This window comes from Roseateles sp. AC306 (assembly GCF_979253795.1).
This window is the reverse complement of the sequence record NZ_CEEDEB010000003.1, coordinates 282503-295920: the sequence shown is the minus strand read 5'-3', so window position 1 is coordinate 295920 and position 13418 is coordinate 282503. Positions and strand designations below refer to the sequence as shown.

The 13418-nt window shown below is 68.3% G+C and carries 9 protein-coding genes; all 9 read left to right on the top strand.

The genetic code is table 11. The features are described from left to right. The first annotated feature begins 33 nt into the window (after positions 1 to 33). The 9 genes from AC0IZJ_RS09455 to AC0IZJ_RS09415 all read left to right on the top strand — a co-directional run bounded on the left by AC0IZJ_RS09455 (position 34) and on the right by AC0IZJ_RS09415 (position 13412). A complete protein-coding gene (locus AC0IZJ_RS09455) occupies positions 34 to 2214 on the top strand; it encodes a hypothetical protein (protein WP_471848939.1) in 2181 nt (726 codons plus the stop codon). Continuing rightward, a complete protein-coding gene (locus AC0IZJ_RS09450; RefSeq protein WP_471848937.1) occupies positions 2211 to 4496 on the top strand; it encodes a glycoside hydrolase family 95 protein in 2286 nt (761 codons plus the stop codon). The genes AC0IZJ_RS09455 and AC0IZJ_RS09450 overlap by 4 nt, the downstream gene beginning before the upstream one ends. 2 nt (positions 4497 to 4498) lie before the next feature. Then, positions 4499 to 4735, top strand: coding sequence for a hypothetical protein (locus AC0IZJ_RS09445; RefSeq protein WP_471848935.1), 237 nt, complete (start codon positions 4499 to 4501; stop codon positions 4733 to 4735). Then, positions 4732 to 6090 carry a GH1 family beta-glucosidase gene (locus AC0IZJ_RS09440; RefSeq protein WP_471848933.1) on the top strand — a complete coding sequence of 453 codons (1359 nt, stop codon included), beginning with the start codon at positions 4732 to 4734 and terminating at the stop codon, positions 6088 to 6090. Before AC0IZJ_RS09445 ends, AC0IZJ_RS09440 begins: the two co-directional genes overlap by 4 nt. Before the next feature lie 87 nt (positions 6091 to 6177). Continuing rightward, positions 6178 to 7653, top strand: coding sequence for a GH1 family beta-glucosidase (locus AC0IZJ_RS09435; protein WP_471848931.1), 1476 nt, complete (start codon positions 6178 to 6180; stop codon positions 7651 to 7653). After that, positions 7650 to 9089, top strand: coding sequence for an MFS transporter (locus AC0IZJ_RS09430; protein WP_471845409.1), 1440 nt, complete (start codon positions 7650 to 7652; stop codon positions 9087 to 9089). The genes AC0IZJ_RS09435 and AC0IZJ_RS09430 overlap by 4 nt, the downstream gene beginning before the upstream one ends. Before the next feature lie 2 nt (positions 9090 to 9091). Further along, positions 9092 to 10672: a family 43 glycosylhydrolase gene (locus AC0IZJ_RS09425; RefSeq protein ID WP_471848929.1), complete on the top strand. Its 1581-nt coding sequence runs from the start codon at positions 9092 to 9094 to the stop codon at positions 10670 to 10672. Continuing rightward, positions 10669 to 12243 (top strand): GH39 family glycosyl hydrolase, encoded by a 1575-nt coding sequence (locus AC0IZJ_RS09420; protein WP_471848928.1) that lies wholly within the window; start codon positions 10669 to 10671, stop codon positions 12241 to 12243. Before AC0IZJ_RS09425 ends, AC0IZJ_RS09420 begins: the two co-directional genes overlap by 4 nt. Then, positions 12240 to 13412, top strand: coding sequence for a glycoside hydrolase family 5 protein (locus tag AC0IZJ_RS09415; RefSeq protein ID WP_471848926.1), 1173 nt, complete (start codon positions 12240 to 12242; stop codon positions 13410 to 13412). Before AC0IZJ_RS09420 ends, AC0IZJ_RS09415 begins: the two co-directional genes overlap by 4 nt. The last annotated feature ends 6 nt before the right edge of the window (positions 13413 to 13418 follow it).

Here is a 13418-nt window from a genome sequence, read left to right as displayed (position 1 = left end):
AACGGCACGGCGCTCGGTCCGCAGGAACAAGTGATGCAGCGCCGCCAACTGCTTCGGGCCGCCGGCCTGCTCGCCACCGTCCCTGCCTGGGCTGCCGATGCGCCGGCCCCCGCCTACGACTGGCGCAGCCTGACCTATGGCGCCGGCGGCTTCATCGACGGCTTCGTCTTCCACCCGCGCGAGAAGGGCCTGCTCTACGCCCGCACGGACATCGGCGGCGCCTACCGCTTCGACCCCGCAGGCAAGCGCTGGCTGCCCTTGATGGACCACCTCGCCAAGGCCGACGCCGACCTGATGGGCGTGCTCAGCATGGCCGTGGACCCGAGCGACGCCAATCGCGTCTACGCCGCCTGTGGCCTGTACACCGGCGAGTGGGCGCGCAATGCCGCGCTGCTCGCCTCCAGCGACCGCGGCGCGACCTGGCAGACCTTTGAACTCGGGCTGAAGCTCAACGGCAACGGCCCCGGCCGGGGCACCGGCGAGCGCCTGCAGGTGGACCCGCACCGCCCCGAGCGCCTGCTGCTCGGCACCACGCAGGACGGCCTGCTGCTGAGCAGCAATCGCGGCCAGAGCTTCAGCAGGCTGGACGGCTTTCCGGCCAAGCATGTGTCCCTCGTGCTGTTCGCACCGGGCGCCAGGACTGTCTACGCGGGCAGCCACGACCAGCCTGGCCTGTTCGTCTCCAGCGATGACGGCGCCAGCTTCACGCGCATTGCCGAGTTGCCGGCGCAGGCACCGCAGCGGGCCGCGTTCGCGCCGGACGGCTCGCTCTACGTGAGCTTCGCTGCCGGCGATGCAGGCACCGTCAGTAACCCCGGCAATGCCAAGACCGGCAGCGTTTGGCGGCGCACGCCGGAAGGCCGCTGGTGCGACGTCACGCCGGTCAAGCCCGACAAGGCTGGCAATGGCCAGAGCTTTGGCTATTCCGGCCTGGACGTCGATGCAAAGCGTCCCGGCCGCGTCGTCGTCACCACCATCGAGCGCTGGAGCAGCGGCGACGAGATCTTTGTCTCCGACGACCATGGCGCCAACTGGGCACCGCTGAGCCCGCGCTCCAACTTTGATTCAAGCAGCCACCCCTGGCTGCAGGCCTACCAGGGCAAGACGCAGCACAAGCAGGGCCACTGGCTGGCCGACTTCAAGATCGACCCGCACGACGGCGACCACGCCGTCTACGGCACGGGCTACGGCCTGTGGATGACCGGCAACCTGGGCGCCGCAAAGGTGGACTGGACCTTCACGGTCGACAACCTCGAAGAGACCGCCGTGCTCAGCCTGGAGAGCCCGTCCGGCGGTGCCTCCCTGCTGGCGGCCATGGGCGACGTCTCCGGTGCGGCCTGGGACGATTTGAACCAAGGCCCGAGGAACGGCCTCTTCCTGCCGGCCGGCGAGACCTGCCGCTCGGTGGCCTACGCCGAGCTGAACCCGGGCATCGTCGCCCGCACGTCGGACGGCGCGGCCAACGGCGGCTACTGGTCGCCCGACGGCGGTGCAAGCTGGCGGCCCTTCGGCCCCTCCACGCGCAATGCCAAGACACCCGAGGGCTGGACGGCCTCGAGCGGCCAGGTGGCCGTATCGGCCAAGGGCGGCTTCTTCCTGTGGGCGCCCGACAAGCAGGCGGCCCTGTTCTCGCGCGACCGTGGCCGGACCTGGGCACCCGCCCAAGGCTGGCCGGCGGAGCGCGACGTCACCCTGGTGCCCGTGGCCGACCGTGCCGTCGAGGGCGTGTTCTACGTTTTCGACCGCGCCAATGGCCGCATCCTCGTCAGCGCGGACGGCGGCGCCAGCTTCCAGCCCGGCATCACCGGCCTGCCCAAGCTGCAGGGCTGGCAGGGCGCCCAGCTCATCTGCGCGCCGGGCAAGCTGCGCGACCTGTGGCTGGCCCTGCCCGAAGGCCTGCTGCACTTTGCCGGCGCCGACAGCAACGCCCAAAGCATTCGCCCTGTCGTCGAACCGTGGCGCGTGGCCGTGGGCAAGGCGGCCGAAGGCGCGGCCTATCACGCGGTCTACGTCTGGGGCCGGGTGAAGGTCGGCAGCCAGGACACCGAAGGCTTGTTCCGCTCCGTCGATGCCGGCGCCACATGGCAGCGCATCAACGACGACAGCCACCGCTTCGGCCGGCTGAACGCGCTGGCGGCCGACCCGCTGGAGTTCGGCGTCGTCTACCTCGCGCCCGAGGGCCGGGGCGTCGTCATCGGCAAGCCGCGCGCATGAAGAAGCTGCTGTCCGCGCTGTGCCTTGTCGCGGCCATGCTGCCGGTGCATGCCGCCGATCTGACGTTGCATTACGCCGCGCCCGCGCCGGACACGCCACAGGGCTGGGAGCAGCAGGCATTGCCCATCGGCAACGGCCGGCTGGGCGCCATGCTGTTCGGCCAGGTCGCACGCGACCGGCTTCAGTTCAACGACATCACGCTGTGGACCGGCGACACGAAGGCGATGGGCGCCTACCAGCCGTTTGGCGACGTGGTGCTGGAGCTGGACGGCGCTGCGGGCCCGGTCAGCGACTACCGCCGCGAGCTGGACATCGCCCGCGCCGAGCACCGCCTGGGCTACACACAGGACGGCGTGCGCTTTGCGCGCGACACGCTGGCCAGCCACCCGGCCCAGGTGCTGGTCTGGCATCTGCATGCCAGCGCCCCCGGTCGCTACAACGGCCGCATCGCGCTGACCGACCGCCACGGCGCGGCCCTGTCGGCGGCCGGCACCACGCTGACCGCCATCGGCCAGTTGCCCAACGGCCTGGCCTACGCCAGCCAGCTGCGCGTGCTGCACGAGGGCGGCAGCGTGGCCCTCGACGGCAACACGCTGACTTTTCGCGGCTGCAACACGCTGACGTTGATCCTCGGCGCCGGCACAAGCTTTGCGGATGGGCACAAGCCGCTGGCGCGCGTGCAGGCCCAGGTCGCCACTGCCGCCGCCAAACCCTGGAAGCAGCTGCGCGCCGAACACCGCGACGACGTCGATGCGCTGCTGGGCCGCGTGCAGCTGAACCTCGGCACCAGCCCCGCCGAGCGCCGCGCGCTGACCACCGACGCCCGCCTGGCCGCCTACACGCGAGAAGGCGGCGACCCCGAGCTGGAAGCCCTCTACTTCCACTACGGCCGCTACCTGCTCGTCAGCAGTTCTCGTGACTCGCTGCCCGCCAACCTGCAGGGCCTGTGGAACGACCATCTGCAGCCGCCGTGGAACGCGGACTACCACTCCAACATCAACCTGCAGATGAACTACTGGCCGGCCGAGCCGACCAACCTCGCCGAGGCCGCGCGGCCGCTGCACCGCTTCGTCGAAAGGCTGATCCCCGAATGGCGGCGGCCCATTGCCGAACGTGCCGCCCAGGCGCTGAAGGACCCGAAGTCCCTGCCCCCCGAGACGCCGCCGTGGGACAACTCAGTCACGCCGCCGATCGAGACCTTCCTGACCGCCGACGGCAAGCCCGTGCGCGGCTGGACGGTGCGCACCGAGACCAATCCCTTCGGCGCCCAGAGCTATCTGTGGAACATGACCGGCAACGCCTGGTATGCCCGCCACTTCTGGGAGCACTACGCCTTCACGCAGGACAAGGCCTTCCTGCGCAACGTTGCCTGGCCGGTGCTGAAGGAAGTGGGCGAGTTCTGGGAAGACCGGCTCAAGGCCACGCCCGACGGCAGGCTGGTGGCGCGCAACGGCTGGTCGCCCGAGCACGGCCCCATCCAGGACGGCGTGGCCTACGACCAGCAGATCCTCTGGGACCATTTCGACAACATGGCGCAGGCGGCAGATGCCCTCGGCGACCGCGCTGCGCGTGACCGCGCCGCCTCGATCCGCGACCGCCTCGCCGGCCCGCAGGTGGGCAGCTGGGGCCAGTTGCTCGAATGGCCGACCGAGCTGAAGGACGCCGTGCTGGACACACCGCAGGACACCCACCGCCACGTCTCCCACCTGTTCGCGCTGTTCCCCGGCCGGCAGATCTCGCCCGCCCGCACGCCCGAGCTGGCCGCGGCTGCCCGCAAGACACTGGTGGCGCGCGGTGATGTGAGCACCGGCTGGTCCATGGCCTGGAAGATGGCCTATTGGGCGCGACTGCGCGACGGCGACCATGCCCACAGCCTGCTGCGCGGCCTGCTCGCCCAGCCCGGCGCCAAGGTGGCCCGGCAAGGCGGCGAAGTCCATCAGGGCGGTACCTATCCCAACCTGTTCGACACCCATCCGCCCTTCCAGATCGACGGCAACTTCGGCGCCACCGCAGCCATCGCCGAAATGCTGCTGCAATCGCAGGATGGCGTCATCGACCTGCTGCCCGCGCTGCCCGCAACCTGGCCCGAGGGCTCGGTCAAGGGGCTGCGCGCGCGCGGCGGCTTCGAGGTCGACATCGCCTGGGCGCACGGCCGCGTCACCAGCGCCACCGTGCGCTCGGTGGCTGGCGCCGGCGGCGGGCGTGTTCGCGCGGGCGAACGTGTCGTTGAGCTAAGGCTCAAACCCGGCCAGTCGCGCACGCTGTCGCCCAAGGATTTCTGACGATGAATCGCTTGCAGATCGCCGTCACCGATTTCGAGGGCGAGGCCAAGCTCGGCGGCGACCGCGTCACCGTGCCCAAGCCGCCTCATCTGCGCGTTCCCGAGACGTCGTGGACCCGGCCACATCCTGCCCTGCGGGCTGCACCTCAGCCCGCAGGGCTACGACATCCGGGCCCGCAGCCTGAACACCCCCTTGACCCCCTGGCTCGCGCCCTGACGGCAACGGCACTGACCCCATGACCGCACTGACCTACTCCAGCCCCTTCCCCGCCGACTTCATCTTCGGCGTTGCCGCCGCCGCGCCGCAGATCGAGGGCGCCGCCTTCACCGACGGCAAGGGCGAATCCATCTGGGACCGCTTCTGCCGCACGCCGGGCAAGGTGCATGACGACGACACCCTCGACGTCGCCTGCGACCACTACAACCGCTTCGACGACGACTTCGCGCTGATGGCCTCGCTCGGCCTGAAGTACTACCGCCTGTCGCTCGCCTGGCCGCGCATCTACCCCAACGGCGACGGCGAACCCAACCAGGCCGGGCTGGACTTCTATCACCGCCTGTTTGCCAGCATGAAGGAGCACGGCATCGAGCCCTGGGTGACGATGTTCCATTGGGATCTGCCGCAGGCGCTGGAGGACCGCGGTGGCTGGACCTCGCGCGTGACCGTCGATGCCTTCGCGACCTACGCCGACACCATCGTCAAGGCCTTCGGCGGCGAGGTGAAGCACTGGATCACGATGAACGAGATCCGCTGCTTCACGGAGCTGGCCTACGGCTGGGGCACCAAGGCGCCGGGCCGCAAGGAGAGTGCTGCGGTCGTCAACCAGACATTTCACCATGCGCTGCTCTGCCACGGCCATGGCGTTCGCGCGGTGCGCGAGTTCGGCGGCGCCGGTGCGGTCGTCGGCCTGACCGACAACCTCGATGTCTGCATCCCCGTCACCGAGACCCCGGCCGACATCGCCGCCGCCAAGGCCTGGTTCCTGGAGAAGAACGCCCATGTGCTGGGTGCCATGCATGCCGGCCGCTATCCCGCCGATTACCTCGAACGCGTCGGCCCGGATGCGCCCGATGTGCGGGCCGGTGACTTCGACCTCATCAGCCTGCCAACCGACCACCTCGGCCTGAACATCTACACCGGCACGTATGTGCGCGCCGGCCGGAACGGTGCTGCGTTCGAGGCCCTGGCCCACCCCGTGAACTACCCGCGCGCCGACAGCCCCTGGCTGCGCCTGGTGCCGCAATCCATCTACTGGGCCACGCGCCTTGCCGCCGAGTGCTACGGCCACGAAGCGCTCTACATCACCGAGAACGGCTGTGGCTACAACGATGAGCCGGTGGTGAACGGCGAGGTGCTGGACCTGCACCGCCGCGACTTCCTGCGCAACCATCTGCGCGAAGCCCACCGCGCCATCGGCGACGGCGTGCCGCTCAAGGGCTACTTCCTGTGGAGCTTCATCGACAACTACGAATGGGAAGACGGCTACCAGCGCCGCTTCGGCATCGTGCACTGTGACTACGCCACGCAGGTGCGCACGCCCAAGCTGTCCGCACGCTACTACGCCGACGTCATCGCCGAACGCCGCATCCTCTGACATGAAGCGGGTCGAGCCAAGCCGCCTATATTCCCTCGCGCCGCAGCGGGCCTCCGCCCCACACGCGGTCTAACGAGGACTATCCAGATGACTGCCTTCCGCCCCCTGCGCCGCCGCCAACTCTTCGCCGCCGCCGCATTGCCCGCACTGCCCGCGCTGACCACCGCTTCGCTGGCCGCCACGCCGCAGCGCCTTGCCGCACCCGCGATGACAGCGCTGACTTACGAAAGCCCCTTCCCCGCCGACTTCGTCTTCGGCGTCGCTGCGGCCTCCGCGCAGCTCGAGGGCGCCGCCTTCGAGGACGGCAAGGGCGAATCCGTCTGGGACCGTTTCAGCCGCATGCCCGGCAAGGTCCACAACGGCGACACGCCCGACGTGGCCTGCGACCACTACCACCGCTTCGACGAGGACTTCGCCTTGATGGCCTCGCTGGGTTTCAAGACCTACCGCCTGTCCATCGCCTGGCCACGCATCTACCCGAACGGCGACGGCGCGGTGAACCAGAAGGGGCTGGACTTCTATCACCGCCTCTTCGCCAGCATGAAGAAGCACGGCATCGAGCCGTGGGTGACGCTCTTCCACTGGGACCTGCCGCAATCGCTGGAAGACCGCGGCGGCTGGACGTCGCGCGTCACCGTCGATGCCTTCGCGCAATATGCCGACACCGTCGTCAAGGCCTTCGCCAAGGACGTGAAGCACTGGATCACGCTCAACGAGATCGTCTGCTTCACGCTGCTGGGCTACGGCACCGGCACCAAGGCGCCCGGCCGCAAGGAGAACGCCAAGGTCGTCAACCAGACCTATCACCACGCGCTGCTCTGCCACGGTCATGGCGTGCGTGCGGTGCGCAAGTTTGGCGGCGCCGGCGCGGTCGTGGGCCTGACCGACAACTGCGGCGTGTCCGTGCCCGTGACGGAAACGCCGGCTGACATCGCCGCCGCGAAGGCCTGGTTCGTCGACCGGAACGCCCAGGTGCTGGGCGCCATCCACGCCGGCAAGTACACCGCCAACTTCCTGTCGCGGGTGGGCGCCGATGCGCCCGACGTGCAGCCCGGCGACTTCGCCCTCATCAGCCTGCCGACCGATTTCCTCGGGTTGAACATCTACAGCGGCACCTTCGTGCGCGCCGGCAAAACGGGCGCTCCTGAGGCCTTGCCCCACCCGGTCAACTACCCGCGTGCCGACAGCCCCTGGCTGCGCCTGGTGCCTCAGTCCATCTACTGGGCGACGCGCTTCTGCCACGAGGTCTACGGTCACCCGGCGATCTACATCACCGAGAACGGCTGCGGCTACGACGACGAGCCGGTCGTCAACGGCGAGGTGCTCGACCTGCACCGCCGCGACTACCTGCGCAGCTATCTGCGCGAGGCCCACCGCGCGATTGCCAACGGCATCCCGCTGAAGGGCTACTTCCTGTGGTCCTTCATCGACAACTACGAATGGGAAGACGGCTATCAGCGCCGCTTCGGCATCGTGCATTGCGACTTCAAGACGCAGGTGCGCACGCCCAAGTTGTCGGCCCGCTATTACGCCGACGTCGTCAAGACAAGAAAGATTTTGTGAACGCCAGCACTCTTCATCTCGACCGCGTCGTGCCGCCGGCGGCCGACCGCCTGCCGATGCGCCAGAAGGTCGGCTTCGGCCTGGGCGCCTTCCTCGACATGTGGGGCCACTGGCTCTACCCGTCGCTGGCCTTCCAGGTCTTCAACATCTTCCTGGGCGTCGCACCCGGCCTGATCTCCACGGTGCAGATGGTGAAGATCTTCATCGACGCCGGCTCGGACGCGGTGTTCGGCTGGATCTCGGACAACACGCGCACGCGCTTCGGCCGGCGCAGGCCGTTCATCCTGGTGGGCGGCGTGCTGGCCGGCATCGGCCTGCCGTTGATGTTTGCCGTGGGCCGTGACTGGACGCAGACGCAGTACTTCATCTTCATGCTGGTGAGCATGGTGATCTACGTGCCGATCATGAGCTGCTTCAACATGCCCTGGGTCAGCCTGGGCTCGGAGATGACGCCGGACTATCACGAGCGCACCACCGTGATGGCGATCCGCAACGCGATCCAGAAGCTGCCGGAGCTGGCAATGTTCTTCGCCGCGCAGTTCACGACGCTGGCGATCTTCAACGACGCCTCGGGCAAGCCGGACATCCTGCGCGGCGCGCAGACCTACTGCGCCATCCTGGGCGCCATCATGGTGGCGGTGTCGATTGCCATCTTCCTGCTGGTGCGCGAGCGCTATTACGAGAAGCTGGTGTCGCGCACGCAGACGCACATTCCGTTTGCCGACACGCTGTGGCGCACGCTGCGCTGCAAGCCTTTCCGCCATGTGCTGTTGATGGCGCTGGCCTACGGCATCGGCACGGCGATGGTGGGCGCGCTGGGCTATTACGCGACGATCTACTACGTCTGCCAGGGCGATGTCGTGCAGGGCGCGAAGTGGAACACCGCGATGGGCCTGGCCGGCATGGCCTTCGGCTTTGCGGGCATTCCGTTCTTCACGTGGATCGCGCGCAGCTGGGGCAAGCGGGCGGGCCTGGCCGCGGTGCTGGTGCTGGCGATCTGCGCCTTCATCGGCGACTGGTGGCTGTACGACCCGGCGCGGCCGTATCTGCAACTCTTCGCCTGCGGCTTCGTGGCCTTCACCGGCGCGGGTTTCTGGACGCTGTACGGCGCCACCATCGGCGACGTGGTGGACTACGACGAGTCCCAGACCGGCCAGCGCCGCGAGGGTTCGTTCTCGGCCTGCCAGTCGTGGATCACCAAGGTGGGCATTGCTTTGGGCGTGGGCGCCTCGGGGTGGATCCTGCAATTCACCGGCTTCGACGCCAAGCAGGCCATCCAGACGCCGGAAGCGATCTTCTGGATCCGCATCCTGCTGTCGGGCATCCCGGTCATCGGCCTGGTGCTGGCGCTGATCGCCATCCTGCGCTTCCCGCTGACCGAGGCGCGGATGCTGGCGATTCGCGGGCAGCTTGAATCGACGCGGGGGACGGTATGAGCATGTCGCGCCGCACGGCTCTGCAAGCCGCGCTCGCCGGTACAGCGGTGAGCCCTGCATGGGCCGCGCCGCGCTTTGCCGCCGGCATTGAAGGCCAGCGCAAGGCCGACCTGGGCAACGGCACGTACTTGAACCCCATCGTCGCGGGCGACCACGCCGACCCGACCATCCTGAAGGACGGGGCCGACTACTACATGACCTTCTCGTCCTTCCAGTCCTACCCGGGCGCCGTCATCTGGCACTCGCAGGACCTGGTGAACTGGACGCCGATCACCGCCGCGTTGACCCAGCCCATCGGCACGGTGTGGGCCATGGACCTGATCAAGCATCAAGGCCGCTTCTTCATCTACATCCCGGTCTTGCAGGACAACGGCACCGGCATCTTCGTCATCCACGCCGACGGCATCCGCGGCCCATGGAGCGCGCCTGTCGACCTGAAGGTGCCGGGCTGCATCGACCCGGGACATGTGGTCGGCGAGGACGGCAAGCGCTACCTCTTCGTCAACGGCGGCCGCCGCGTGCGGCTCAAGGATGACGGCCTTGCCACCGACGGCGAGCTGGAGAACAACGCCTGGAAGCCCTGGCAGTACCCCAAGGATTGGGTCGTCGAGATGTTCGCGCCCGAGGGGCCGAAGCTGTTCCGCCGCGGCGAGTGGTTCTACCTGATCTCGGCCGTCGGCGGCACGGCCGGGCCGCCCACCAGCCACATGGTCACCGTCGCCCGCTCACGCTCGGTGCACGGGCCGTGGGAAGACGCGCCCAACAACCCCATCGTGCGCACGCAGAACGCCAGCGAGCCCTGGTGGTCGCGCGGCCATGCCAGCGTCGTCGAGGGGCCGGCGGGAGATTGGTGGATGGTTTATCACGGCTATGAGAACGGCTTTCGCACCCTCGGTCGCCAGGCGCTGCTGGAGCCGGTCGAATGGACGAAGGACGGCTGGCTGCGCGCCAAGGGTGGCACGCTGGACCGGCCCCTGCCCAAGCCGCGCGGTGGCAAGCCGAGCAAGGCCGGTTTCGCGCTGTCCGACGACTTCTCGAGCGGCAAGCTGGGCCTGCAATGGGCCTTCCATGCGCCCGGGCCGGAGGAGGCGAAACGCCTGCGCTTCGAAGACAAGGCGCTGGTCCTCCGCGGCAAGGGCAAGTCGCTGCCCGACTCTTCGCCGCTGACCTGCCAGGCCGGCGACCGCAGCTACGAGGTCTCGGTCGAACTGGAGATCAGCGGAAACGACCCCAACAGCCACGGCGGCCTGGCGCTGTTCTACGAGGAGCGCGGCCATGTGGGCCTCGGCTTCAGCACGACGCAGATGCTGACCTATGGCTACGGGCAGGAGCATTCGTGGATGCGCGAGAACATGGCCACCCGCCATGTGCACATCCGCCTCGTCAACCGCGAGAACGTCGTCACCTGGCACTACTCGCACGACGGCGGCAAGACCTGGAAACAGCATTCCTGGCAGATGGAGGTCTCCGGCCTGCATCACAACGTGTTCGGCGGCTTCGTCAGCCTGCGGCCCGCGCTGTTCAGCGCCGGCAATGGGGAAGTCCGCGCCCGCAACTTTGTCTACCGAGGACTGACCGCATGACATCCCAACGCCGCCGCCACCTGCTTGCTGCCGCCGCTTCCCTCCCCCTCGTGCCCACCGCCATGGCCGCTGCCCAACCCCGCCGCATCGTGCTCGACGTGGCGCAGGCCAAGGAGCCGCTGGACCGCTTCTTCGACCACTGCGTCGGTGCCGACTACCCCGGCACGACCTACCGCCCGGATGCGCTCGCGCAGCTGAAGACGGCGGTGAATGAACTGGGCTTTCGCTACCTGCGCTTTCACGCCATCTTTCACGACGTGTTCAAGACGGTCACGCGTGACGCCGCCGGCAAGCTGGTGTTCGATTTCACCGGCATCGACAAGCTCTATGACGAGATGCTGGCCCGGCGCATCAAGCCCTTCGTCGAGCTGGGCTTCACGCCGCTGGCGCTGAAGACCTCGGACAACAAGATCTTCTATTGGGAAGGCAACACCTCCCACCCCGAGCCCACCGGCTGGGTCGCGCTGATCGACGCCTTCATCCGCCATCTGCTGGACCGCTACGGCGCGGCCGAGGTGCACGACTGGTACTTCGAGGTCTGGAACGAACCCAACCTCGACGGCTTCTGGGAGAAGGCCGACAGACAAGCCTACTTCGACCTCTACACGCGCACGGCCAAGGCGATCAAGGCCGTCAGCCCGCTGCTGCGTGTCGGCGGCCCGTCCACCGCCGGCGCGGCCTGGGTGCCGGAGTTCCTGGCCCACGCCAAGGTCACCGCCACGCCGGTGGACTTCATCACGACCCACACCTACGGCGTCGATGAAGGCTTCCTCGACGAGTTCGGCAAGGAAGACCGCAAGCTGTCCAAGTCGCCCGACGCCATCGTGGGCGACGTCCGGCGCGTGCGCAAGGAGATCGAGGCCTCGCACCTGGCGGGCATCCCGCTCTTCTTCACCGAATGGAGCAGCAGCTACAACCCGCGCGACCTGGTGCACGACAGCTACATGAGCGCGCCCTATGTGCTGACCAAGCTGAAGCAGACGCAGGGCCTGGCCCAGCACATGAGCTACTGGGTCTACAGCGACCTGTTCGAGGAGCCCGGCCCGCCGGACGCGCCCTTCCACGGCGGCTTTGGCCTGATGACGCGCGAGGGCATCCGCAAGCCTGTGTGGTTTGCGTACAAGTACCTCGCGGCGCTGAAGGGCAAGGAGGTGCCGACCAGCGACGCTTCGACCTGGGCGGCCGTCGACGGCGACCAGGTGCAGGCGATCGTGTGGGACTGGCGCCAGCCCGACCAGACGGCCAGCAACCGCAGCTTCTTCGGCAAGCCGCAGCCGGCGCGGGATGCGGGCACCGCCACCGTCGAGTTGCGCCATTTGCCGCCCGGCCGCTACACGCTGACGCAGCGCCGCACCGGCTATGAGATCAACGACGCGCACACCGCCTACCTGAAGATGGGCTCGCCCAAGAACCTGGATGCGAAGCAACTGGCCCAGCTGCAGGCGCTGACGACCGACAAGCCCGAGGTGCAGCGCGAGCTGGTTGTCGGCGCAAACGGCGCGGCCAGCGTGAACGTGAAACTGCGCAGCCACGACGTCGTGCTGCTGAGCGTGAAGAAGGTCGTCGCGTGAAGCGGCGCGAGGCTCTCATCGGGCTGCTGCCGCTGGCGGGCTGCGGCGGCGGTGGCGGCTCGGCGGTGGCTGCCACGCCGACCGCAGCACCGACCGCACCGACGGCACCCACCGCGCCCACCACCACCGGCATGCGCGACCTGAGCAGCCTGCAACTCAGCAAACTGATGGGCTCGGGCTGGAACCTCGGCAACGCGCTGGAGGCCATCGGCGGCGAGACCGCCTGGGGCAACCCCGCCACCACGCAGGCGTTGATGACCGCCGTCAAGGCGGCCGGCTTCAAGACCGTGCGCCTGCCGGTGTCCTGGAAGCAATACGCCGACGCCAGCGACAACATCAGTGCCACCTGGCTGACCCGCGTGGCGCAGGTCGTCGGCTACGCGCAGTCGGCGGGTCTGCACGTCATGTTGAACATCCACTGGGACGGCGGCTGGATGCAGCCGACCTTCGCCGCCCAGGCGCTGGCCAATGCGCGCATCACCAAGTTCTGGACGCAGATCGCCAACCACTTCAAGACCTACGACGACACGCTGCTCTTCGCCGGTACGAACGAGGTCATGGTGGAGGGCGACTACGGCACGCCCAAGGCCGAGTACGTCACCGTGCAGAACGGCTTCAACCAGCAGTTCGTGAACGCCGTGCGGGCCACAGGCGGCAACAACGCGGTGCGCCATCTTGTCGTGCAGGGTTTCAACACCAACATCGACCACACCATCGCCTTCGCCGTCATGCCGACCGACACGGCCAAGGACCGGCTGATGATGGAAGTGCACTACTACGACCCCTACAACTTCACGCTCAACGACAAGAGCACGATCTGGCAATGGGGCGCTGGCGCGACCGACGCCAAGGCGCGGGAAGCCGGCTTCGACGAGGCCTGGGCCGATGCGCAGTTCCAGAAGATGAAGACGGCATTCGTCGACAAGGGCATCCCGGTCATCCTGGGCGAGTTCGGCGCCATCCGCCGCACCGAGTTCCCGGGCGCCGAAGCCTATCGCCTGGCCTGGAACAAGTACGTCGCCCGCTCGGCCTGGCTGCACGGCATGGTGCCCGTCTACTGGGACGCCGGTGCTGCCACCGAGAACCACAGCATGGGCCTGTTCAACCGCAGCACCGGCGCCCAGGTGTATCCCGATCTGATCAAGGCCCTCGTCGACGCGGCGAGCTGACCCGCG

Excerpts from the sequence above, each read along its gene's own strand:
- AC0IZJ_RS09420 (WP_471848928.1), top strand. The coding sequence starts at position 10,669 with ATGACATCCCAACGCCGCCGCCACCTGCTTGCTGCCGCCGCTTCCCTC.
- AC0IZJ_RS09450 (WP_471848937.1), top strand. The coding sequence starts at position 2,211 with ATGAAGAAGCTGCTGTCCGCGCTGTGCCTTGTCGCGGCCATGCTGCCG.
- AC0IZJ_RS09435 (WP_471848931.1), top strand. The coding sequence starts at position 6,178 with ATGACTGCCTTCCGCCCCCTGCGCCGCCGCCAACTCTTCGCCGCCGCC.
- AC0IZJ_RS09440 (WP_471848933.1), top strand. The coding sequence starts at position 4,732 with ATGACCGCACTGACCTACTCCAGCCCCTTCCCCGCCGACTTCATCTTC.
- AC0IZJ_RS09455 (WP_471848939.1), top strand. The coding sequence starts at position 34 with ATGCAGCGCCGCCAACTGCTTCGGGCCGCCGGCCTGCTCGCCACCGTC.
- AC0IZJ_RS09445 (WP_471848935.1), top strand. The coding sequence starts at position 4,499 with ATGAATCGCTTGCAGATCGCCGTCACCGATTTCGAGGGCGAGGCCAAG.
- AC0IZJ_RS09425 (WP_471848929.1), top strand. The coding sequence starts at position 9,092 with ATGTCGCGCCGCACGGCTCTGCAAGCCGCGCTCGCCGGTACAGCGGTG.